The 23,016-nt window shown below is 59.7% G+C and carries 18 protein-coding genes; 17 read left to right on the top strand and 1 reads right to left on the bottom strand.

Annotated elements, in window-relative coordinates; genetic code table 11:
* Positions 1-89: 89 nt before the first annotated feature.
* Positions 90-914, bottom strand: coding sequence for a class I SAM-dependent methyltransferase (locus O8B93_RS16025; RefSeq protein WP_269710920.1), 825 nt, complete (start codon positions 912-914; stop codon positions 90-92).
* A 113-nt stretch (positions 915-1,027) separates the two neighbouring features.
* Between O8B93_RS16025 and O8B93_RS16020 the strand changes: the two genes are divergently transcribed.
* The 17 genes from O8B93_RS16020 (at position 1,028) to O8B93_RS15940 (ending at position 22,670) form a co-directional block, all read left to right on the top strand.
* Positions 1,028-2,161 (top strand): ABC transporter substrate-binding protein, encoded by a 1,134-nt coding sequence (locus tag O8B93_RS16020; protein ID WP_269710919.1) that lies wholly within the window; start codon positions 1,028-1,030, stop codon positions 2,159-2,161.
* Positions 2,162-2,257: 96 nt separating this feature from the next.
* The gene (locus O8B93_RS16015) at positions 2,258-3,397 is read left to right on the top strand and encodes an ABC transporter substrate-binding protein (protein WP_269710918.1); all 1,140 of its coding nucleotides are present in this window, start codon (positions 2,258-2,260) and stop codon (positions 3,395-3,397) included.
* Entirely contained in the window at positions 3,394-4,461 is a 1,068-nt protein-coding gene (locus tag O8B93_RS16010; RefSeq protein ID WP_269710917.1) for a FecCD family ABC transporter permease, read from the top strand. Before O8B93_RS16015 ends, O8B93_RS16010 begins: the two co-directional genes overlap by 4 nt.
* On the top strand, positions 4,455-5,207 hold the full coding sequence (locus O8B93_RS16005; protein ID WP_269710916.1) for an ABC transporter ATP-binding protein: 753 nt from the start codon (positions 4,455-4,457) through the stop codon (positions 5,205-5,207). Before O8B93_RS16010 ends, O8B93_RS16005 begins: the two co-directional genes overlap by 7 nt.
* Before the next feature lie 224 nt (positions 5,208-5,431).
* Complete coding sequence (locus O8B93_RS16000; RefSeq protein ID WP_269710915.1) at positions 5,432-5,932, top strand: RNA polymerase sigma factor; 501 nt, start codon at positions 5,432-5,434, stop codon at positions 5,930-5,932.
* Between the two features lie 111 nt (positions 5,933-6,043).
* Positions 6,044-7,042, top strand: a complete 999-nt coding sequence (locus O8B93_RS15995) for a FecR family protein (protein ID WP_269710914.1) — start codon at positions 6,044-6,046, stop codon at positions 7,040-7,042.
* Positions 7,043-7,189: 147 nt separating this feature from the next.
* Entirely contained in the window at positions 7,190-9,964 is a 2,775-nt protein-coding gene (locus O8B93_RS15990; protein ID WP_269710913.1) for a TonB-dependent receptor, read from the top strand.
* A 103-nt stretch (positions 9,965-10,067) separates the two neighbouring features.
* Positions 10,068-10,823, top strand: a complete 756-nt coding sequence (locus O8B93_RS15985; protein ID WP_269710912.1) for a hypothetical protein — start codon at positions 10,068-10,070, stop codon at positions 10,821-10,823.
* 14 nt (positions 10,824-10,837) lie between these two features.
* Positions 10,838-12,685, top strand: a complete 1,848-nt coding sequence (locus O8B93_RS15980; protein WP_269710911.1) for a type I secretion system permease/ATPase — start codon at positions 10,838-10,840, stop codon at positions 12,683-12,685.
* Positions 12,672-13,985, top strand: a complete 1,314-nt coding sequence (locus O8B93_RS15975) for an HlyD family type I secretion periplasmic adaptor subunit (RefSeq protein ID WP_269710910.1) — start codon at positions 12,672-12,674, stop codon at positions 13,983-13,985. The genes O8B93_RS15980 and O8B93_RS15975 overlap by 14 nt, the downstream gene beginning before the upstream one ends.
* A 207-nt stretch (positions 13,986-14,192) precedes the next feature.
* Positions 14,193-15,098 (top strand): LysR family transcriptional regulator, encoded by a 906-nt coding sequence (locus tag O8B93_RS15970; RefSeq protein ID WP_269710909.1) that lies wholly within the window; start codon positions 14,193-14,195, stop codon positions 15,096-15,098.
* Positions 15,099-15,278: 180 nt separating this feature from the next.
* Entirely contained in the window at positions 15,279-16,223 is a 945-nt protein-coding gene (locus O8B93_RS15965) for an ABC transporter permease (protein WP_003511005.1), read from the top strand.
* Positions 16,220-17,038: an ABC transporter permease gene (locus O8B93_RS15960; RefSeq protein WP_269710908.1), complete on the top strand. Its 819-nt coding sequence runs from the start codon at positions 16,220-16,222 to the stop codon at positions 17,036-17,038. Before O8B93_RS15965 ends, O8B93_RS15960 begins: the two co-directional genes overlap by 4 nt.
* Entirely contained in the window at positions 17,035-18,669 is a 1,635-nt protein-coding gene (locus O8B93_RS15955) for an ABC transporter ATP-binding protein (RefSeq protein ID WP_269710907.1), read from the top strand. Before O8B93_RS15960 ends, O8B93_RS15955 begins: the two co-directional genes overlap by 4 nt.
* A 13-nt stretch (positions 18,670-18,682) precedes the next feature.
* The gene (locus O8B93_RS15950) at positions 18,683-19,519 is read left to right on the top strand and encodes a serine hydrolase (protein ID WP_269710906.1); all 837 of its coding nucleotides are present in this window, start codon (positions 18,683-18,685) and stop codon (positions 19,517-19,519) included.
* A gap of 36 nt (positions 19,520-19,555) precedes the next feature.
* Positions 19,556-21,100 (top strand): ABC transporter substrate-binding protein, encoded by a 1,545-nt coding sequence (locus O8B93_RS15945; RefSeq protein ID WP_269710905.1) that lies wholly within the window; start codon positions 19,556-19,558, stop codon positions 21,098-21,100.
* A gap of 127 nt (positions 21,101-21,227) precedes the next feature.
* Positions 21,228-22,670 carry a M20 family metallopeptidase gene (locus O8B93_RS15940; RefSeq protein ID WP_269710904.1) on the top strand — a complete coding sequence of 481 codons (1,443 nt, stop codon included), beginning with the start codon at positions 21,228-21,230 and terminating at the stop codon, positions 22,668-22,670.
* Positions 22,671-23,016 lie beyond the last annotated feature (346 nt).

Here is a 23,016-nt window from a genome sequence, read left to right as displayed (position 1 = left end):
CATTGATTTTGCGATACGTGATTGGATCCTCGGGACAGGTCCGAGGATGATGTCGTGTATGCGGATAGTGAAGGGGACTGCGGCTTTCCTCAGCCCTTGCCAGAAGTATCCGGCTTCACCGCACAGACCGCATAACGGTGCTGCAACCCGCGCAAGATGCCCTTCAGCAGGCTGAAGTTTTTCGCCTGGGCGCGGTGAATGGCCTGAAGTTCCTGATCGATTGCGACGGGCTCGAAACCGGTCGCACGCAACATCGTCGCGACATCGCCGGCTCTCGCACCTTTCGAAAAATAGACCCGTGAGAGGATGCTGTTGAAGGTGTTTTCGGGGTCCGCCGGCTTGTGCGGCTGGTCGGCTTTGACGAGGCCGATGTTCTCCAGGCCGGCGGCCAGTTTCTTCACAAGCTTTTCGCGCCAGCCGGTATTGACGAAATCGCCATCAACGATCAGCAGTTGTCCGCCGGGCTTCAGAACACGGAACCATTCGGCAAAACTTGCCTGAGGGTCCACCAGCGTCCAGACCAGATGGCGGGTGATGATGACGTCGGCGCTTTCGTCCGGTTCCATCGTATTTTCGGCATCGCCGACAAAAAAGCGGATGTTGCGCCCACGGCTTTTGGCCTTTTCCCGGGCAAGCCCCAGCATCGTCTCAGACCAGTCCATGCCCGTCACCTGGAAGCCGAGATCGTCCATCAGGTGCGAGATGACGCCGGTCCCGCTGGCGAGATCGAGCGCCTTGCGGCCCTCGCCGCGGCCCAGATGTTTCAGGATAAGCGCGTGCCAGGCCGCGCGCTCGTCTTCTGAGAAAATTTCGTGCCCGGGTGAAAGGTCGAAAGTCGCGGCGCGGCCGGACCAATAGGCCTTTATCTCGTCTCTCAGGCTGTCGTTTTTGCCATATTGCATAGTGTCGATCATTGGTCTTCAGCTCACATACCAGTCAGTTAAGAATGGCTCTAAAACATAAAACTTGACTAGTATAGTCAGAAAATAATACAGCCGCGCCAGTCAACACTGGAGAGCAATATCCGATGCGCATCTCAGCCAAATCCGCGGCACTTGCCCTTGGCCTTCTCGTATCCGCCGCATGGCCGGCATTCGCCGAAAAAGTCACCGTCAAGGATGTGACCGGCCGCGATGTCGAAGTCAATGTGCCTGTTTCGCATGTGATCCTCGGCGAAGGACGTCAGATCTATTTCCTGGCGGCGCTCGACAAGGAAAATCCTTTCCAGCACGTTGTTGGCTGGCGCGATGACCTGGCGAAAGCCGACCCGGAAACCTATGCAGCCTATCTCGCGAAATATCCTGAAGTCGCCAAGCTGCCGACTTTTGGCGGCATGAAGGACGGCACCTTCGACATCGAGCAGGCGGTTGCGCTGAAGCCCGACGTGATCCTGATGAACATCGATGCCAAGACGGCAACCGAAGAAGCGGGCTATATCGAAAAGCTCGCCAAGGTCGGCATTCCGCTTGTTTATGTCGACTTCCGTGAAAAGCCGATGGAAAATACCGAACCGAGCATGCGCCTCATGGGCCAGCTGACGGGCAAGGAAAAGATCGCCGAGGACTTCATCAAGTTCCGTGCCGACTCCATCGCCAAGGTTACGGATACACTTGCAAAGGCCAATCCAAAGAAGCCTGTCGTGTTCATGGAGCGTGCCGGCGGTTATTCCGACGATTGCTGCATGTCCTTCGGCAACGAGAATTTCGGCAAGATGGTCGAGCTCGCCGGCGGCATCAACATGGCCAAGGACATCATTCCCGGCACGTTTGGCAACGTCAATCCGGAACAGATCATCGCTTCCAACCCGGAACAGATCATCATCACGGGCGGCAACTGGAACGGTTATGTTCCCGGCGGCAACTGGGTCGGTGTTGGTTATGGCGCGGATCTGAAGGAAGCCCATCGCAAGCTTGAAAACCTGACCAAGCGTCCGGCTTTCACCGGCGTGCAGGCGGTCAAGGACGGCAATGTCCACGCCATCTGGCACCAGTTCTACAACAACCCGTATCAGTTCGTGGCCATTCAGGAAATTGCCAAGTGGCTGCACCCGGATCTGTTCGAAGACCTTGACCCCGAGGCGACCTTCAAGGAATTGCATGCCCGCTTCCTGCCGCTCGACTACAAGTCCGGCTACTTCGTGTCGCTGAAGGACGCGAAATAAGACAGGGACGGTGAGGGGGAGCGCCGTCCGATCGATGGATGAAGCCGCAGGCCTGCGGCTTCATCGTTTTGTTTAGGAACTCAGTGAGGATTTCTCATGCGGCTCAACGCTCTCAGGCATCTTGCGGTGCTGGCCTTCTCCCTTCTCGCCACGGCGGTGCAGGCCGGGGAGATTACCGACGTCACCGGGCGCAAGGTCGAGTTGGACCTGCCGGCCAAGCGTGTCATCGTTGGTGAAGCCCGCCAGGTGCATGTCATCGCCGCGCTCAGGGGCGATCAGACCTTCGATACCATCGTCGGCTGGCGTGACGATCTCCTCAAGAAGGATCCGGACAGCTACGCCGCCTATGTCGAGCGTTTCCCTGAGATCGAAAAACTACCGCGTTTCGGTTATGTGCCGCAGGGCGATTTCAGCCTGGAAACGGCCATCACCCTGTCGCCTGATGTGATTACCCTCAATCTGGAAGCGGAAAAATCCGCGAAGGAAAGCGGTTTCGAAGACAAGGCCGCGGCTGCCGGCATCAAGGTCATCTATCTCGATTTCCGCATCGATCCCGAAAAGAACAGCGAAGCTTCCGTCGAAATCCTCGGCAAGCTCTTCGGCGCCGAAGAGAGGGCCAAGGAATTCATCGCCTATCGACGGGCTGAAATCGCCCGCGTGACCGACCGCCTTGCCGGCGTCAAGGACCTGAAGCGCCCGAAGGTCTTCATCGAGCGTGCACCCGGCATTTCCGGCGAGGACAATTGCTGCCGCACCTTCGGACCGGTCAATTTCGGCGCGATGGTCGATCTCGCCGGTGGCCACAATATTGCCGACGGCATCATCAAGACGACCTTCGGTGATCTCAATCCCGAGCAGCTGGTGATTGCCGACCCTGATCACGTCATCGTCACTGGCTCCAACTGGGCGGCCGAATCCGATATCAACCAGTTCGTTCCCGTCGGACGCGGCGCCGATATGGCGCTTTCACGAGAGAGGCTTGCCAATCTGATGAAGCGCACGCCATTTCCGGAACTGAATGCCGTGAAGCGTGGCAATGTCCACGCCGTCTGGCACCAGTTCTACGGCGCGCCTTACGAGTTCTTCCCGATCCAGCAATTTGCCAAGTGGTTCCACCCCGATCTCTTCGCCGATCTCGATCCGGAAAAGAATTTTGAGGAATTCCACCGGAAATTCCTCCCCGTCACCTATAAGCCGGGCTATTTCGCCTCGCTCGAAAAAGGTTTGAACCAATGACTTCGCTGAATGAAAGCGCCGATGGCGTCAGCGGGCGCGATCAATATCGCGCCCTTGCCGCGCGTAGGATCCTCATCCTCGTCGGGCTTTTCCTCGCCCTGTGTTTCAGCATGGCCGCAGACATGGCACTCGGCCCGGCGCGTTATACGCTGTCGGAAGTTCTGGCGACCATTGCCGATCCGGCGGCCGTCGGAAACCAGCTTCGGGTGGTGATCTGGGATATTCGCATGCCGATCGCGCTGATGGCGGTTACCGTTGGGGCGTCGCTTTCGGTTGCGGGCGCGCAGATGCAAACCATTCTGTCGAACCCGCTTGCCAGCCCCTTCACGCTCGGTATTTCGGCCGCTGCAAGCTTCGGCGCGGCGCTGGCGCTGGTCGGCGGCGTGGCGATCTTTCCGGGGGCCGTGCATTATATGGTGCCGATCAACGCCTTCATCATGGCGATGATTGCCGCGCTCTTCATCCATTTTGCCTCGACGATGCGCGGCGTGACGGTGGAAACCATCGTGCTCCTCGGCATCGCGCTGGTTTTCACCTTCAATGCGGCGCTGTCGCTGCTCGAATATCTGGCTTCCGAACAGGCGCTCGCCGCCGTCGTGTTCTGGACCATGGGCAGCCTGACCAAGGCGACCTGGGACAAGGTCTATATCACCGCCGCCATTCTCGTCGTCACCGTACCGCTGTTCATGCGCCAAGCTTGGGCACTGACGGCACTCAGGCTTGGCGACGACAAGGCGGCCAGCATGGGCATCAATGTGCGCCGGCTGCGGCTGACGACCATGCTGACGGTCAGCCTTCTCGCCGCCATTCCGGTTTCCTTTGTCGGCACCATCGGCTTTGTCGGTCTGGTCGGGCCGCATATCGCCCGCATGGTGGTGGGTGAAGACCAGCGCTTCTTCCTGCCCGGCTCTATCATCTGCGGCGCGCTGCGTCTGTCGGCAACCTCGGTCATCAGCAAGATCCTCATTCCCGGTGCGATTCTGCCGATCGGCGTCATCACGGCACTCGTTGGCGTACCTTTCTTCTTCGCGCTTATTTTCGGTAACAGGAGACGCGCATGGTAGCGCTCGCACTGAAAGACGTTGGTGCCTCCTATGGCCGCACCACTGTTCTCTCCAAGGTCGGTATCGATACACTGCAAAGCGGCAGCGTTACGGCCGTGATCGGCCCCAACGCCGCCGGCAAGTCGACGCTTTTCAAGCGCATCGCAAGCCTCATTTCCGGCCCCGGTCTGGTTGAATTGTCCGACACGGCCCGCGGCAACCGCGCCATCTGCTATATGCCGCAGGATACCGGCGCCAATGCCGTGTTGACGGTTTACGAATCCGTGCTTCTTTCCGCCAAGCAGGGCGGCGGCTGGCGCGTTCATGACGATGAGCTTTTCGAGATCGACGCTATTCTCAAGGCGCTGAAAATTCACGACCTCGCCTTTCGCGGCCTCGGCGAACTGTCCGGCGGTCAGCGGCAGCTCGTGTCGCTGGCGCAGGCGCTGGCCCGCAAGCCGGAAGTGCTGCTGATGGACGAGCCGACCTCCGCACTCGATCTTCATCGGCAGATCGAGGTTTTGGGGTTCGTCTCCGATCTTGCGCAGAAAACCGGCATGATCGTGTTGATCGCCCTGCATGACCTCAACCATGCGCTTCGTTATTGCGAAAACACAATGGTGATTGCGCGTGGCGAAATGGTGGTGAGCGGCAATACCGAGGCGGTGATTACGCCCGCCATGCTGCGTGATATCTATCGCATTGACGCCCGCATCGAGCCCTGTTCGCAGGGCAGGCCGATGGTTATCGTTGATGGCGCTATCTGAGAGAGCAAGACCCGGCCGCATCCGTCGCCGGGTGCTTGCCAGCTGCGGGCCTCACGCACAAGCTGCTGCGTGATGCGGCTACGGGCGTAAATTCTTGATGATAATAGTCATGAAATATCTGTTCGATGCAGCTTTTGAATGCTAAAGCCATGGACGGCAAAACTGCGCGGCCAATCAGGCCCCGGCGGGTTTCGTCCATCCCTCGAATTTCTCTCGGTTGAGACATGGGCATACGGGAAGATGACAGGCGTTATAACGCTTACGTCGCGCATAGGGTCGACCTGATCAAATACGCCACCCTTATTCTGGGGTCGCGTGCGGATGCGGAGGACGTGGTTCAGGAAGCCTTCCTGAAATTCGTTCCGGAAGCCTCCGGCAATCCCACCAATCTCAAATCCTATCTCTTCCGCATCGTTCGCAACCTTGCGCTTGATAATCGCCGGCGCAGCCGGCAGGACCTTCGGGAACGGCCGGACGATACGCCTTTCTGGGGCATGCCGCAGGATAATGGCACGCCGGAGGAACATGCGCTCTTTTGCGATGAAGTCCGGCAGATGCAGACTATTTTGGCCAGCCTGCCGGTTCAGGCACGGGTGGCATTGGAAATGCACAGATTCGGCGGTTACAACATGGAGGAGATCGCGCGTCATCTCGGCGTGTCGGTGGCCAGTGCCCACCGCCTCATAAAGGGCAGCATTGTCGCGATTACCAGAGAAATGAAGTAAAATAGCCTTATTGTCCTGCCTTGTGAAAAAAATCCCGTCGTCAAACGTCTTTATAGCAATTGAGAATGACGACGCTTCCCGTCTGCCCCGCAAAGGAACTGGCCCGGTTCAATGACTGTTGATCCCGATAAGAAGATTGAATTGCCGACCGGGAAGGCGGAAGAGGCGGCCGACTGGCTGCTGCGGCTGCAGGGGAGCGCGACGGAACCGCGATTGAAGGCGGAATTCGAGCGATGGCTGGCGGCCTCGCAGGCAAACCGCCTTGCCTGGGAACGGACATGCAAGATCTGGCGGAACCTCGGCCTGGTCGAACCGGAATTCAAGAACCTCTGGGAAGATGCAGCGCATCTACCGGGCAAGGCGGCGATAAATCCAACGCGACGGCGGCGCTGGTCCGTTAGGCATTATGCCGGTGTCGGCGTGGCGGCGGCATCGCTCTGTCTTGTGGTGGTGTTCATCCCGACATTTTCTCTTCGCTTTGAAGCGGATTATCAGACCAGCACGGCCGAAAGCCGCACCATCACCCTCGAAGACGGCAGCAGGGTGGAGCTTGCGGCTGCGAGCGCGCTTTCCACGGATTTCAGGGATGGCCGCCGCACGGTAAAGGTGCTGAAGGGCGAAGCGTTCTTCGATGTCGTGCCGGATAAAGCCCGCCCCTTTGTCGTAGAGGCGAAGAACGTCACCGTTCAGGTGCTGGGGACGGCATTTGATGTCGACTTGACGGATGGCGTGACGCAGGTCGCACTGGCCCATGGTTCCGTGGAAGCCTCCTTCCGCAACGCGCCGCCAACGCGGCTTGTGCCGGGCGAGATGCTGGTCGTCGACGCCGCCGGTGCGATCCGCAAAGAGAATGTCCCGGTCGAAGATATTGGCGGCTGGCGCAAGGGCGAACTTTACGTGGTCGACGCAACGATAGGCTCGGTGGTGGAGCAGATCCAGCGTTATCATCCCGCATGGTTGACCATGGCCGACAAGCGGCTGGCCGAGCAGAAGGTGACGGGATTTTACGATCTGCGTGACCCGGACCGGGCGCTGGAAGCCCTTGTGGAACCCTATAGGGGCAAGGTGCATGCGATTGGCGGATCAGCCCGCATCATCACCCGTTTCTGAAACGCGTAGAAAGAAAATCGTATTTATTTTCAGACCTTTATAAAATTCATGCCGAAAGCCTGAAAAAAATCGCCGCGTCAATCGTCTTTTTGTTGAGTATTCCGGTCAAGATATTTCCGGAGCGAAAGACAGGAAGACAGAAGCATTATGCGCCTCCAGATATGCAGGACCGGTTCAGGGAAAAAAGCGGCAGGGCAGACCCGCAGAGCGGTGTTACTGGCGACAACGGCAATCGCCTTTTCATTTTCATCCCCCGTTTTTGCCCAGACCGCAGCGGATGCCGCAAATTCCAGGCAGCCGGGCCGCGAGCAGGGGGCGACGCGTCCATTCAATATTCCCGCCCAGTCGCTGTCGTCAGTCGTGGGTGCTTTCGGTCGGCAATCCGGCCTTCAGGTCACGCTTGCCACGCCGACGGCCGGCAATGTGCGCATCAATGCCGTCACCGGCAGTTTCACGGTGCGGGAGGCCCTGTCGCGACTTCTGGCCGGCACGGGGGTCAATTTCCGCATTGCCGGAAATGGCAGAACGGTGATCATCGGCACGGGGGAATCCACTGTCGATCTTTCCGGGGCGGCGGGTACAACGGTTCTCGAAACCATCACCGTAACTGGCAAAACCGGGCGCAACTCGCTCGCCGGCTCCGGTTATCAGGGAACGCCGGACTGGGTTTACGACACGCCCGCCAGCGTCAGCGTGGTCAGCCGCGAGGCGATTCAGTCGGCCGGCGTGCGCAACACGCGCGATGTCTTCAACCGGGTCTCCGGGGTTTATGCCGGCGAGGGCAATGGCAGCTTCCCCACCGTCTCACCCAATGTGCGCGGCTTGCAGGAAAGCGGGCGCGTGGTCGTCTCCATCGATGGCGCGCGGCAGAATGCGCAGCGCGGTGCGACTTTTGGCGGTACTGCGAGTTACACCGCAAGCGCCGGGCAGGGTTATGTCGATGTCGCTTTTATCCGTTCCGTCGAAATCGAGAAAATAACCAATGCACGCTCGGGTAACGCGGGCTCGCTGGGTGGCAAAGTGGAATTCCGCACCGTCAGCGCCGATGATCTGATTGCCGCAGGCGAAAACAAGGGTGGGGAAGTGAATGTTTCCCGCGGCACCAATGGTTATGATTTTCAGGGCTCGGTTCTCGGTGCCGTTCGCGAGCCGGATGGTCCTCTTTCCTTTGTCGCCGGTTATAGCCGCACGATCATGGATGAATACAAGATCGGAACAAAAGGCGAGGCCAGAAGCACCGCGCTGACGATGAAGGACCTGCTGGGTCGCGATGGCTGGTCGACGTTTTTCAAGGGTGAAGGCGATTTTGGCGATGTGCATGCCTCGCTTTCGTGGATGCATCAGGAGAATGATTTCGTTCAGGGCGCTTCCACTGTCATCGACCGGGAAAGCGTGCGCAATGACAGTGTCGTCGCGAAGCTGGACTGGGATCCGGAGAGCGAGCTCATCGACTTCAAGTCGTCGCTGTGGCTGAACGATAATATGACGCATGAACTGCGGGCGGCGCGCACGAGATACGCGGCCGAAACCAATCTCGACATGGGTCTGCGCAGTTTCGGCGGCAGTCTGGAAAATACCAGTCGCTTTGATACGGCGGCTGGTGCGCTCAGCTTGAACTACGGAGCCGAAGCCTTTCGGGACATCGCGACATCCGTTGCGACGAGTGCCACAATTGCGCAAAATCCCTCCTTTGCCAGCAGCTACACGTCTTTCAGCCCTGCCGGGCGACGTGACGTCGCCAGCCTGTTCTTAAACGGGGAATTGGAGCCGGCGGATTGGATCACGCTCAGCGGTGGTGTACGTTACGATTGGTCGCGCCTGAAAGGGTCGGCCACTTATTACAGCACCCGCAGCTACCTCATTGACACGTCTGTCGCGTGCGATCCCGTGCGTAATCACTATACGCCGCTGGACTATTTCAATCAGGTTTTCCTTCCGGCCAATCCGAGCTGGGCGACACGTTACGCGCTTTATCTCGCGCGTGCCTGGCCAAACGCCTCGGCAGGTTGCATGCCGGGAACCGGAACAACCAGTGACCCGATACCGGTCACCGAATACCCCGAGCACACTGTCGATATCGATCGCACCTACAGCGCCTGGTTGCCCTCCGCCACCATCGAACTGAAACCCGTCGACTGGTTCCGCCCCTATGTGAGCTATTCCCAGAGCCTGCGTCCGCCGACAATTCTCGAGGCATTTTTTGCCGGTGCGCGTCCGGGGGATAGCGCCGGATATGAATACGCTCCGAACCAGGCTCTGCGCGCCGAAAAAGCGACGACCTATGAAATTGGCGCGAATATGAGTTTCGACGGCGTGCTGCTGGACGATGATACCCTGCGCATCAAAATGGCCGCCTTTCGCCGGGAGGTGAAGGACTACATCGCTCTCGGTTATCTCGTGACGGATCAGGTCTTCGACCGTACCTATACCAGCTTCGTCAATCTTGATGGCGCGACCTATATGCGCGGGCTTGAATTTGAGGGCAATTACGATGCCCGCAGCTTCTGGATCGGCGGCTCGGCAACTGTTCTGAAAACGGAATGGCCTGAAAAGACACAGGTTTTTTCCAACAGCACGACCACCACGTCAGGTGAAATCGTTGCCTGGCCCGGCGATGTCGCGCCCAAGATGAAGCTGACGCTCGATGGCGGCATGCGTTTCTTCGATGAAAAATTCTCGCTGGGTGCGCGGCTCAACCACGTCACGCCGACACAGTCGCGCACGCTGGATACGGAGGGCAATCTGCGCGAGGTGACCGATCCCTATACGACGGTAGACCTCTACGGTTCCTATGCCTTCAACGACAAGGCTACGCTTCGTTTCGCCGTCAACAACCTGACGGACCGCAAATATATCCCGGCGGCAAGCGCCTACACGGCACCGGGCCGCACCTTTATCGCGACGATGAACGTGAAGTTCTGAGACGCCGAAGAATTCTCCGGGCTGGGTTGCAGCCCGTCCCGGAGATGAAACGCCTTCGCTACAGGACGAAGGTACCTCTATTGGCCAGCAAAGGAGTACACCTATGGCTACCACAATTCAACTGACGCAGTCTTCCTCCAACCTGATCGGTTACCTCAACGGTTGGACGAGCGGTTTTGGTTCGACCTATGGTGCGTTCTACGACGCTCAGACCAGCTCTCTCGCCACCACCACCATCGATCCGAACACGACCTATGAGGCGTGGGGCGATGGCAGCTCCGGCGGCAAGGGCATCGTCATGAGCGGCGCTCTGCAGTACTCCCAGGGCAATCTGACGGGTTCGGTCGACAGCATCGTTCTGGGCACCGGCTACAGCCAGTCCACCAGCGGCATCGCGGTCAGCCAGCAGGAACTGCTGATCGACCCTGACAGCGCCTATTCGCTGGCCGGTGCGCGCGATCTTCTCGATCTCGCCGTCTACCAGCTTGCCCGTTTCGGCTCGCTGGCCGGCTTTTATGATTATTTTGCGGCCACCGGCACGGTGATCGAGGATACAGCTGCCTCCAATACCCTGACCGGTTTTGCCGGTGCGGATACCTTCGTATTCTCGGGCGGCAACGACGTCGTAGCGGCTGGCCCGACCGGAACCTATGGCTATCAGGACGGCACGGATACGCTTGATGTCTCGGCCTGGGGCGCAACTTCGGTGGACGATTTGTTGTGGTATAACGATAACGGAAATGCCGTTATCCTTTCCGCAACAGACGCTTCCGTCTCCATCACGCTGAATGGCGTCGATGCAAATGTACTCGACGCATCGGACTTCATTTTCGCCAGCGCATCGGCGCTTGCCGCGTAAAGGAAAAACAGGCTGTGGGCTTTCAAAACCACCAGCAGACACCGCCGCAGTCCCTCACTGCGGCGGTTGTTTCGCCCCTCAAAAGCACGTTTCTCGGTGTCGCGCTCGTCAGTGGCGTGGTCAACATATTGGCGCTGACGTCGCCTCTGTTCATGCTGCAGGTCTATGACCGGGTGCTGGCCAGCGGCAGCCTGCCGACACTGGTCGGGCTCGCAATGCTTGCGCTTGGCCTTTACGGTTTCCAGTGCCTGCTTGATATCATTCGCGCACGTGTCCTGATCCGCATCGGCGAAGATTTCGACATGCGTTATTCCGGCAAGGTGCATGACGCAGTGGTACGCCTGCCGCTCGTCAACCGCATGCCGGGCGATGGGCTGCAGCCGCTGCGCGATCTCGACAATGTGCGCGGTTTTCTCTCCGGCACCGGGCCGACGGCCTTTTTCGATCTGCCGTGGATGCCGCTTTATCTCGGCATATGTTTTCTGTTTCATGTCTGGATCGGCGTGACCGCGCTCGCCGGCGCCGTGCTGCTGGTGTCGCTCACGATCCTCACGAATATCTTTTCACAAAAGCCGATTCGCGACACCATGGTGGAAAACATGGCCCGCAACCGGCAGCTGGAAGCCTCGCGCCGCAATGCCGAGGTCGTGCAGGCCATGGGGCTTGGCCGCCGGCTCGGCAAACGTTGGCAGAATTCCAACGAGGCCTACCTCGCCGCCAACCGCAAGGCGGGTGATGTGGCCGGTGGTCTCGGCAATCTCGCAAAATCGCTGCGGGTCGTGCTGCAATCGGCCATTCTGGCGGTTGGCGCCTGGCTGGTCATCAGGCAGGAAGCCTCGGGCGGCGTGATGATCGCAAGCTCGATCATGATGGGCCGGGCATTGGGGCCCGTCGATCTCGCCATTTCCAACTGGAAGTCCTTCGTCGCCGCCCGGCAGAGCTGGGCGCGGCTGAGAGAGCTTTTTGCGCAGATGCCGGCCAGTGCCGCTGCCATGGCGCTGCCAAAGCCTGAAAAGGAAGTGCGGGTCGAAAATGTCACCATCGTTCCGCCGGGAGAAAGAAAACCCACCGTCACCGGGCTTGGTTTTGCCGTAACCGCCGGAAATGCGCTCGGTGTTATCGGTCCTTCCGGCTCGGGCAAATCCACGCTCGCGCGCATTCTCACCGGCGCCTGGATGCCCGCCGCCGGCAAGGTGCGGCTGGATGGCGCAAGCTTCGATCAATGGGATCGCGAAACGCTCGGTCGCCATATCGGTTATCTGCCGCAGGGGGTGGAGCTGTTCGATGGCACGATCGGCGAGAATATTTCGCGCTTCGAGGATAATCCCGATCCGGAGGCCATCACTGCAGCGGCCAGAGCGGCCGGTGCGCATGAGCTGATCCTGCGTTTTGAAAAAGGTTATGACAGCGATATTGGCGAGGCGGGTTCTGCACTTTCGGCCGGCCAGCGCCAGCGTATAGGTCTTGCCCGGGCGCTTTACGGCGATCCCTTTATCGTGGTGCTGGACGAGCCGAACGCCAATCTCGATGCCGAGGGCGAGGCCGCCGTGGTCAGGGCGATTACATCGGTCAAGGCGCGGGGCGGTATTGTCGTCGTCGTCGCCCACCGACCGAGTGCCATCGGCGCCGTCGATTACATTTTGATGATGGAAGAGGGGCGAATGAAGGCTTTCGGCCCACGCGACGAGGTGCTGTCGAAGGTGCTGCGCGCTCCGCAGGCGAAGGCGACCAAGGGATTTGCCGCATCCGCCCAGACTGTCTCGCCGCTGCGTGTCGTGGCCAATGCCCAACCCAAACCCGCGCTGGTGGGCGATGTTCAGGATGAGGAGAGTCAGCAAGGAGATGCGGATGCCAAACATTGATCAGCGAACCCATGTCTCCCGCTCCATCCGCAAACATCTTCTTGCCGGTCTTGCCGCAGGCGTAGCGCTGCTGGCCGGGGTTGGCGGCTGGGCCGCGACGACCAATCTTGCCGGCGCGGTGGTCGTTTCCGGTCATCTGGTGGTGGATTCCTATACGAAGAAGGTGCAGCATCCGAAGGGTGGTGTCGTCGGCGAGATCCTGGTGAATGAGGGAGAGAGGGTGAAAGCGGGCGATGTGGTCATGCGTCTTGACGCGACCCAGACCCGCGCCAATCTCGCCATCGTCACCAAGCGTCTGGATGAGCTTGGCGCGCGCATGGCAAGGCTGGAAGCGGAGCGCGACGACCTTTCGGAACTCATCTTTCCGCGGGCTCTGATAACGCGAAGCGACGATCCCGATGTCGCCTCCGCCATGCGCAGCGAAACGAAGCTGTTCGAATTCCGCAAATCCTACCGTGAGGGCCGCAAGGCGCAGCTTGTCGAACGCATCACCCAGTTCGAGCATGAAATCGAAGGGCTGAAGGCGCAGGAAGTCGCTTATGAAAATGGCCTTGCGGTACTGGAAGCGGAAATCACCTCGCAGAAATCCCTGCGTGAACAGGGCGTCGTATCCGTGCAGCGGCTGAACAGTCTACAGACACAGGCCGCGACCTTCGGCGGCGAGCGCGGCGAAAAAATTGCCTATCAGGCGCAGACGGCTGGGCGTATCACTGAAACCAAGCTGCAGATCCTGCAGATCGATCAGGAATTGCGCACCGAGGTCGGCCGGGAATTACGCGAGATACAGGCCCAGATGGGCGAATTCGTCGAGCGCAAGGTTGCCGCAGAAGATGAGTTGAAGCGCATCGATATCGTCGCGCCGCAATCCGGCATGGTGCATGAAATGGCCGTGCATACGGTCGGCGGCGTGGTGACGCCGGCCGATCCGATCATGCTGATCGTGCCAGACGGAGATGAGCTGGCGCTGGAGGTGCAGATCGTGCCGAAGGATATCGACCAGCTTCAGGTGGGGCAAAAGGCCATGCTACGCATGACCGCCTTCAACCAGCGGGTCACGCCGGAACTGGAGGGGCATGTCAGCCGTATTGCTGCTGACATCACCACCGATCAGCGCACCGGTCTTTCCTATTATCTGGCGCGGATTTCCGTGCCGGTTACCGAGCGGGAAAAGCTGAACAATGCGCCGCTGATGCCGGGCATGCCCGCCGAGGCCTTCATCCAGACCAGCGAAAGAACGGCGCTGTCCTATATCGCTAAACCACTCACCGACCAGATCAGCCGCGCCTTCCGTGAGGAATAACAGCCTTCTTGCCGGTCCTACGTTGTCATCGCCGTGCGGCGGTGGCTCCATCAGGCGAGGCACGCGTCGCGACGCACGACACGATCTATGAGGTGAAATTGTAGGCGGCTGTTGAGCGCGGGATAAAAAAACGGTGACATGAAGCACTATCGGCGGCAAAAGGTTTGAACCGCTACCGGCTCGTTTTTCACCCATGGTGCTGGCCTTATGAACATCAAGCAGCTCGAAGTCCTGCGCACGCTTCTTTCCACCGGCTCGACCATTGCCACGGCAAAAGCGATGGGTCTCAGCCAGTCCGGTGTCAGCCGGCTTCTGGCGCAGCTCGAATCGGATCTGTCGCTGACGCTGTTTGCCCGTGACAAGGGGCGGTTGATCCCAACGCCGGAGGCGGCACTTCTTGCGCGTGATGCGGAAAATGTGCTGCTCGCAGTCGATCGCATGTCCGGCCACGCAGAAGATCTGCGCAATGGTGCCGCCGGTCCGGAAATCGTTCGCATCGGCCTGCCGAGCAGCATGTGGGAAAATTTCGCGCCCGCCATGCTGATCGATTATGTCCGGGATTTTCCCGGCGTGCGTATCGAAACCTTCTTCGAGACGACCACCGCCATCAACAAGCTGGTGGGTGAGCGGGTGATCGATCTCGGCTTTTTGCGGATGGAAGGCGAGATCGGACCGGGCATCGATGTAGAGCGTGTTGCGACCGGCAAGAGTGTCTGCGTGGTCCGGGAGGATCATCCGCTGGCCGACCTTCAAGAGATCACCGTCAAGGACCTGCGCAATATTCCGCTGATCCTCATCGGCCGCCAGCGGCCAAACCGCATGGCGCTTGATCAAGTGTTCAAGAAGGCGGGTGTGAAGCCGATGGTGAAGATCGAGACTCACACCAACAGTTCCGCCTGCGCCTATGTGGCGCACGGGCTGGGGGTGACGATCATCAGCAGTTTTTATGCGAATCTCTACCGGCATCTTCCCGTTGTCGCCCGACCATTCGTCCCGCAGTCGACGCAGGAATTCGGCCTTGCCCGCGCGTCGGGCGCGCCCTTGTCCATCGCCGCCCAGGCGCTCAGCGATGCCCTGAAGCGGGAAATCCAGCTTTCGCAAAAAATCGACTGAAAACGGGATTTTGGGCGGGAAATCTCATTGTCCTCATCAGGATGAAACGCGCCGCCATTCTGCATAGACATATGACATTTACGCATAATATTGCGTGATATTTCTCAATCCGTCATAGTCACCAGCAACGAAACCGATAGAGGCGGGATGTCATTCCCGGCCATCAATCGTGGGGAACCGATGATAAGATTCATACTGAGCCGTCTTTTGATGGCGCTGCCGACGATCGCATTCGTGTCGATCACGGTCTTTGCGCTCATCCGCTTCATTCCGGGTGATCCGGCTGCCCTGATGCTGGGCGACATGGCGCAACCGGAACAGATCGAAGCCATGAGGACCGAACTCGGCCTGGACAAGTCCATGCCGCAACAATTCGTCATCTGGGCCGGCAATGTGGTGCAGGGCGATTTCGGCCGCTCCATTGTTAATGACGAAGCGGTGTTGCCGCTGGTCGTCTCGCGCTTTCTCGTCAGCGCCGAGATCGTCGTGGTCGCCGTTCTGCTCGCCAGCCTGATTGCAGTTCCGGCGGGTGTGATCGCCGCCTGGAAACAGAACAGCCTGACCGACCTCGCGCTCGTGGGAACGGCGACCCTGCTCCTCTCCATCCCAACATTCTGGCTCGGTCTTTTGCTTCTGCTGTTCTTCGGCCTCAAGCTCGGCTGGCTGCCGGTGCTGGGATACGTGTCGATCAGCGACAATCTCGTCGGCGGCATGCTTTATCTCGTCCTGCCAGTCATGACGCTGGTGATCCACGAAATGGGCGTTCTGATCCGCATGGCGCGCGCCTCGACACTGGAAGTGCTGCGGCTGGATTACATCACCCACGCCCGTGCCAAGGGCCTCTCGGAAAGTGCTGTCCTCTGGCGGCACGCCTTCAAGAACGCCTTCGGCCCGACCTGGACGATGATCGGCCTCATTCTCGGCAATCTTCTCGGCGGCATCGCCGTCATCGAGACGGTGTTCACCATTCCGGGGCTCGGACGGCTGATGGTCGACAGTATTTTTGCCCGCGACTACCCCGTGATCCAGGGCTGCCTGCTGTTCGTTTCGCTGTCCTATGTGCTGGTCAACCTGTTCGTCGACCTTCTTTATCCCCTCTTCGATCCGCGTGTGGTTGCCGAATGAAAAAGTTCACACTTAACGGGCTTATCGGCGGCTTCCTCATCGCCGTCCTGCTCATCACCGCGATCACCGGCCTGCTCTGGACGCCTTACGATCCGATGAAGCTCGGCTTTGCCTCGCGTCTGGCCGGCCCAAGCGCCAGCCATCTTCTCGGCACCGACGAATTCGGGCGCGATGTTTTGAGCCGGCTTATGGTCGGCGCGCGGGCCAGCGTCTGGATCGGCTTCCTGACGGTCAGCTTCGCGACGATCTTCGGCACGCTGATCGGCCTTGTCAGCGGTTATGCGCGCGGCTGGGTGGATGGTGTCATCATGGCCATTAACAATGCGCTCTTGGCCTTTCCGGGCATTCTGCTGGCGCTCGGTCTGCTCGCGGTTTTCGGCGCAAACCAGTATGGCATTATCTTCGCGCTCGGCATCGCCTATACGCCATCCATGGCCCGCGTGGTGCGCGGTGCCGTGCTTTCTCTGCGCGAGCGGGAATTCATCGAGGCGTCGCTGGTGATGGGCAATGGCGAGATCTACACCATGTTCCGCCACATCCTGCCCAATTGCATCGCGCCGATCACGGTTCTTGCCACCTCCATGTTCGGTTGGGCCATCCTGTCGGAAAGTGCGCTGTCCTTCCTCGGTCTCGGCGTGCCGCCGCCGGCGCCCACCTGGGGCAACATGCTGGCCGCCGGGCGGCCCTTCATTCAGCAGGCCGTGTGGCTCGGGCTTTTCCCCGGTCTCTGCATCGCGCTGACGCTGCTTGGCATCAATCTTCTGGGCGATGCCCTTCGCGACAGGCTTGACCCGCGCATGAGAGGTCTCAAATGACAGACAATACACTTCTCACTGTTCGCGGCCTTTCGCTCGAAGTCGCCAGAACCGGCCACCGGGTGGTCAAGGATGTCTCCTTCGATATTGCCGCGGGCGAAATCTTCGGCATCGTCGGCGAAAGCGGATCGGGCAAGACGCTGGCCACCCGCGCGCTCATCTCGCTTCTGCCACCGGCCATCGCCGTCACCGGCGGATCGATCATCTACAAGGGGCAGGATGTCATGTCCCTGCCGGTGAAGGATCTTCGGCGTCTGCGCGGCGCGGAGATCGGCGTGGTATTTCAGGAGCCGATGACCTCGCTCAACCCATCGATGACGATTGGCCGGCAGCTGGAAGAGGGGCTGATCCTTCACACGAAGTTGTCGCCTGAAGAGCGCCGCGAGAAAATTCTCGACATGCTGCGCCGGGTCGGTATCCGCGATCCCGAAGGTGCGCTGACGGCCTATCCGCACGAGTTTTCCGGCGGCATGCGCCAGCGTATCATGCTGGCCTCGGTCATGCTGCTGAAACCCGCTTTGCTGATTGCCGACGAACCGACGACGGCGCTTGACGCGGTCATCCAGCGCGATGTCATGGAACTGATGGTGGAACTGACGCGGGCGGAAGGCACTGCCGTTCTCCTCATCAGTCACGATCTGCCGATGGTGGCACGTTATACCAGCCGTATCGTGGTGATGGAAAAAGGCACGATCGTCGAACAGGGCCGCACCGAGGACCTGTTGGACGCGCCGCAGCACCCCTATACGAAAAAGCTGCTTTCCTCCCTGCCATTCCGTGGTGAGCCGCGCAGCATCGACACCTCCAAGGCGCCAATGGTTTCGGCCCGCGATATCGTTGTGGATTATGCCGGCCGCAAATCCCTGCTGAAAAAAGCCAAACCGAAGCGGGCGCTGCACGGCGTCAGCATCGATATTCATGAGGGCGAGGTCGTGGCGCTCGTCGGTGGTTCCGGTTCCGGCAAAACGACGCTTGGCCGCACCATCGCCGGGCTTGTGCAGGAAAGCGAAGGGCATATCCGCTTTCAGGGCCGCGAGCGCAACGAGGACTGGCAGGACTATCGCCTGAATTGCCAGATGGTGTTTCAGGATCCCTATTCCTCGCTCGATCCGCGCATGACCATCCAGGCGCTGGTGGAGGAGGCGCTGCGGCTCGTGTCTGACCTCGACCAGGCCGCCAAGCGCAAGCGGGCGCTGGAAACGCTGGAGGAAGTGGGGCTCGGCGCCGATTTTGCCGCCCGCTACCCGCACGAGCTTTCCGGCGGCCAGCGCCAGCGCGTGGCGATTGCCCGCGCCATTGCCCGCCGTCCGCGGTTCCTGATCGCCGACGAACCGGTCTCGGCACTCGACGTGACAGTGCGGGCGCAGGTGCTCGATCTCTTTTCCGATCTGCAGAAACGTTATGGCTTTTCCTGCCTGTTCATCAGCCACGATCTTGGCGTGGTGGAGCAGGTGGCCGACCGTGTCGTCGTCATGCAGGACGGCCGCATCATCGAAGAGGGTGACCGCGACACGATTTTCGACAGTCCGAGGGAGGCCTATACGCGCCGGCTGCTCTCGGCCATTCCCGCCCTCGACCAGAATGAAAAGGGCGGCGTGACACTGAAATGGCGTCTGGAAGATGAAGTTTAACAGGAAGATGACAATGACTGTGGCTGCCCAATTAAATGCGATCTGTGATGCACAGCCTTTCGTGACGCGCTTCATGGTGCGCAATCTCCTGACCGGCGAAGAGATCGGCCGGGGAGAAAACGAGGAGACGCCATCGGGCAGCACCCGCAAGACGTCGATCATGATGGCCGTGCTCAAGGCCGCCAGCGAAGGGCGGATCGATCTCGACCAGCCCGTTACCTATGAAAAACGGCTGGCGGAAGAGGTCGCGAGCGGCATGTTCCGTTACATGACGTCGGGCATCGTCATCTCACTACGCGATGCCGTCGCCGGCATGATGGTGCTGAGCGACAATGTCTGCACCAAGATGGTGCTCGAACGGCTGACGCTGGAAGAGGTGGACGGCTATTGCAAATCGCTCGGCATGGCCAATACCCACCACCGTTTCCTCATCCCGCCGCTGGCGCTGGCGGCCGACCATCCGTTAAAGACAGTTACGACCACCTCGGCGGCGGATCAGGTGCTTCTACTGCAGACCATTCTCGATGCGCAATCTTCGCCGGAGGCGCAGGCAAAGCTCGGTTGCAGCCCGCAATTGTGCGATTGGGCCATGCAGACGCTGAAGAACCAGATTTTGCGTTATGGAATTCGCTCCCGCCTGCCTTTCGAGGCCGTGGTGGCCAGCAAGAGTGGCCGCGGCAAGCGTGGGCGCATGGATGCCGGCATCGTCTACAGAAACGGCGCGCCGTCCTTCATCATCACCACCTATACCGATGAGGTTCCGCAAACCATGCCTGACGGCACGCCGGGATACACCATCGCGCTTGAGACGATCGGCCGGCTGGCACAGGCCTGCTGGGACGGTTTTTAATCAATTACAATCAACGACAACAAAGAGGGTAGAACAGTGAAAAAACTTCTTCTCGCAGGCGTTGCCCTGCTGGTAACGGCCAATATCGCGGCGGCCCGCGATATCACCATTGCGCAAAGCTCGGATCTGCGCAGCAACAATCCTGGTGTGAACCGCGACGGCAATACGGACGGGGTTATCCTGCACATCGTCGAAGGCCTCGTCGGTTATAACAATGCCGGAGAGGTGAAGCCGCTTCTGGCCGAAAGCGTCGATGTTTCGGCTGACGGCCTGACCTATACGTTCAAGCTGCGCAAGGACGTGAAATTCCACAATGGCAAGCCGCTCACCGCAGAGGATGTTGCCTGGAACTGGACACGTTATCTGAAGCCGGAAACCAAATGGACCTGCCTCAACGATTTCGCGGAAGGCGGGGCAGCGCATGTCACCGGCGTCAAGGCCACGGATGTATCGACGGTTCAGATCACGCTTGAAAAGCCCTCCGCCGTTTTCCTCGGCCTGATGTCGCGGCCGGAATGCGGTTATACCGGCATGATCTCGCCGGAATCGGTTGCTGCCGATGGCAGCTTCGTCAAGCCGATCGGCACCGGGCCGTTCCAGTGGGACGAGTGGAAGAAAGGCGAATATATCCGCCTCGCCAAATTCGCCGATTATGTTTCGCCGGCAAATGACGGCAAGCCTGATGGCATGGTCGGCTCCAAGCGGCCGCTTGCTGATGGCATCAAGTTCATGGTCATTCCGGATGCCTCCACGGTGAAGGCCGGCCTTGAATCCGGCGTGCTCGACACGGCCGAGATTTCTCCCGATCTCATTCCGGAATTCAAGACCAATGACAAGATGCAGCTCATCGTTGCCCGCAACAACGGCAAGAACCTGTTCTACATCCAGACCCGCGACAAGGTTCTGAGCAATCCAGGCGTGCGCCGCGCCATGGCGATGGCGCTCGATCTCGATGAACTGGTTGCTGCCGCATCGAACGGCACGGGTGAAGCCAACGGTTCGATGGTCTCGCAGGACTCGGTCTATTTCGGCGAGACCCAGAAAAAGCGTCCGGCCTATGACATCGAGGCCGCGAAGAAGGAACTGGAGGCCGCCGGTTACAAGGGCGAGCCGATCTCCATCATCGCCAACAAGCGTGGCAACGTGCCGAGCTTCCCGGCCGCCGTCATGGCGCAGGCCATGATGCAGCAGGCGGGTCTCAACGTGCAGATCGAGGTGCTGGATTATGCCACTCAGGTCGATCGCCGTCGCTCCGGTAATTATCAGGTGATCTCGCAGTCGGTCGCCCCGCGTCTCGATCCGGCGCTGATGTATGCCTTCTATGTCGGCAACAAGGACAAGAACGCCTCCCTGATGTGGGACGATCCGAAGGCGATAGAGCTGATGAAGGCGGCCTATGTCGAGGCTGATCAGACGAAACGCCAGAAGATTTTCGATGAGTTCCATGAGCTGATGCTGAAGGAAATGCCGGGCATCTTCCTCTACGACATGGTCGATGTCTGGGGTGCCACGAAGAAGCTCAAGGGCCAGCCGGTCTGGCAGTCGAACGCCCGCCTCTGGGAAGTCTCGGTCGACAACTGATCCACTGTTGCCCGCGCCGGAGGCGGACCCCGGCGCGGGCTTTCCATCATAGGGTGCAAGGATTTGGCGGTGCATCCGCCGAAGCGCTTGCGCGTGCCCGTAAAGGGCGAAAATGCGAGGACAAGCCATGAACCGTGATGCCGTGATGTCGATTGCCGCCGAGGTCGAGGCCATGAAGCCCGACTTCACCACCCTAAGCGACAGCATCTGGGACTTTGCCGAGCTTAAATTTGAAGAACGGCAATCCGCTGGCGTTCTCGCCGCCGCGCTTGAGGAAAACGGCTTTGCGGTTCGCCGCGGCGTGGCAGGCATGGAAACGGCGTTCATCGGCGAATTCGGCAGCGGCAAGCCGGTCATTGCCTTCCTCGGCGAATTCGATGCGCTGGCCGGCATGAGCCAGGTGGCCGATCTGGCGCAGGTGCAGCCGCGCGAGGCGAACGCCACCGGCCATGGCTGCGGCCATAACCTCCTCGGCGTCGGCTCGTTGATGGGGGCCATCGCGCTCGCCCGGCATCTGCAAGCCAATAATCTGCCCGGCACCGTACGTTATTACGGTTGCCCCGGTGAGGAGGGCGGTTCCGGCAAGACCTTCATGGTGCGGGCTGGCCTGTTTGATGATGTCGATGCGGCGCTGACCTGGCATCCGGCCCCGTTCAACGGCGTGCGTTCCACCAACAATCTTGCCGTGCTGGAATATTTCTACCGTTTCAAGGGTGTTGCGGCCCATGCTTCCAACGCCGCCCATCTCGGCCGCTCGGCGCTTGATGCCGTCGAACTCATGAATGTCGGCGTCAATTTCCTGCGCGAACATATGCCGCAGGATTGCCGGGTGCATTATGCGATCACCGATACCGGCGGCAATGCGGCGAATGTTGTGCAGGCCAAGGCAGAAGTGCTTTACTTGATCCGCGCCCCGGAAATGCGCCAGGCGCTCGATCTTGCTGCACGGGTGGACAAGGTGGCGCAAGGCGCGGCGATGATGACCGAGACCGAGGTTGAGATCGTCTTCGATACCGCCTCCACCAACCTTCTGCCTAACATCACGCTGGAAACGGCGATGCATGAAAACATGGTGGCGCTTGGCCCTATCGCCTTCGATGAGGCGGATATCGCTTTCGCCAAACGCATTCAGGATACCTTTACCGAAGAAGCGATCAAAAGCAGCATCCGGCTCTACCAGATAAAGGGCGATGTTTTTTCCAACCGTAAGATCGATGGCTCGACGCCCCTGCATCTCGGCCTGCGCGATTTCGAGGGCGAGTCGCATTTCCGGGCGGGTTCCACCGATGTCGGCGACGTCAGCTGGATCACGCCGACGGCGCAATGCTGGACGCCCGCCTGGGCAATCGGCACCAATCCGCATACCTGGCAGGTGGTGGCGCAGGGCAAAAGCCCCGCCGCCCACAAGGCCATGGCGCACGCCGCCAAAACGCTTGCCTCCACCGGCCTCGCGCTGATGACCTCGCCGGACCTACTCGCCAATGCCAAAAAAGAGTGGCAGGAAAAGACCGAAGGCAGAAGATATGTCTGCCCGATTCCCCCCGATGTCATGCCCGGTTCCCACCTGTAAGACGCTACGCGCCCATCACGCCCGCTCGTCAATCGCTCCATCTGCCGCCAGATTTTTACGGGCAGCGTGGTGTATCGCATAGACGTTCCAGATGAAGAGACAGGATGTTCCGGCGGCCCTCTGAAGAGAGGGCTGACGGTTTTCGGTGTGGAATAAATCTTCCATCATAGTAGACCTGATCCTGAGTTTCGAACCGGGTGTTCGCAATTTCAATGGTTTATGGCTCTCCGCCTCAAGGGCGAGAATGAGGCTGATGGCGTCTTGATATTGCCGTTGGCAACCCAGTCCGGAACGCGTGTCTTCAGGAATTTCCCTTTATCACCGCCTTGTGTGCCGCTTTGTCGTG

Source organism: Martinezella rhizogenes (assembly GCF_027460065.1).
Lineage (GTDB): Bacteria > Pseudomonadota > Alphaproteobacteria > Rhizobiales > Rhizobiaceae > Agrobacterium > Agrobacterium rhizogenes_C.
Note: the sequence above shows the minus strand (reverse complement) of the source record. Positions and strands in the feature narration are given on the sequence as shown.

Excerpts from the sequence above, each read along its gene's own strand:
- O8B93_RS16010 (WP_269710917.1), top strand. The coding sequence starts at position 3,394 with ATGACTTCGCTGAATGAAAGCGCCGATGGCGTCAGCGGGCGCGATCAA.
- O8B93_RS15960 (WP_269710908.1), top strand. The coding sequence starts at position 16,220 with ATGAAAAAGTTCACACTTAACGGGCTTATCGGCGGCTTCCTCATCGCC.
- O8B93_RS16000 (WP_269710915.1), top strand. The coding sequence starts at position 5,432 with ATGGGCATACGGGAAGATGACAGGCGTTATAACGCTTACGTCGCGCAT.
- O8B93_RS16015 (WP_269710918.1), top strand. The coding sequence starts at position 2,258 with ATGCGGCTCAACGCTCTCAGGCATCTTGCGGTGCTGGCCTTCTCCCTT.
- O8B93_RS15995 (WP_269710914.1), top strand. The coding sequence starts at position 6,044 with ATGACTGTTGATCCCGATAAGAAGATTGAATTGCCGACCGGGAAGGCG.
- O8B93_RS15975 (WP_269710910.1), top strand. The coding sequence starts at position 12,672 with ATGCCAAACATTGATCAGCGAACCCATGTCTCCCGCTCCATCCGCAAA.
- O8B93_RS15970 (WP_269710909.1), top strand. The coding sequence starts at position 14,193 with ATGAACATCAAGCAGCTCGAAGTCCTGCGCACGCTTCTTTCCACCGGC.
- O8B93_RS15990 (WP_269710913.1), top strand. The coding sequence starts at position 7,190 with ATGCGCCTCCAGATATGCAGGACCGGTTCAGGGAAAAAAGCGGCAGGG.
- O8B93_RS16025 (WP_269710920.1), bottom strand. The coding sequence starts at position 914 with ATGATCGACACTATGCAATATGGCAAAAACGACAGCCTGAGAGACGAG.
- O8B93_RS16020 (WP_269710919.1), top strand. The coding sequence starts at position 1,028 with ATGCGCATCTCAGCCAAATCCGCGGCACTTGCCCTTGGCCTTCTCGTA.
- O8B93_RS15940 (WP_269710904.1), top strand. The coding sequence starts at position 21,228 with ATGAACCGTGATGCCGTGATGTCGATTGCCGCCGAGGTCGAGGCCATG.
- O8B93_RS15965 (WP_003511005.1), top strand. The coding sequence starts at position 15,279 with ATGATAAGATTCATACTGAGCCGTCTTTTGATGGCGCTGCCGACGATC.
- O8B93_RS15985 (WP_269710912.1), top strand. The coding sequence starts at position 10,068 with ATGGCTACCACAATTCAACTGACGCAGTCTTCCTCCAACCTGATCGGT.
- O8B93_RS16005 (WP_269710916.1), top strand. The coding sequence starts at position 4,455 with ATGGTAGCGCTCGCACTGAAAGACGTTGGTGCCTCCTATGGCCGCACC.
- O8B93_RS15950 (WP_269710906.1), top strand. The coding sequence starts at position 18,683 with ATGACTGTGGCTGCCCAATTAAATGCGATCTGTGATGCACAGCCTTTC.
- O8B93_RS15955 (WP_269710907.1), top strand. The coding sequence starts at position 17,035 with ATGACAGACAATACACTTCTCACTGTTCGCGGCCTTTCGCTCGAAGTC.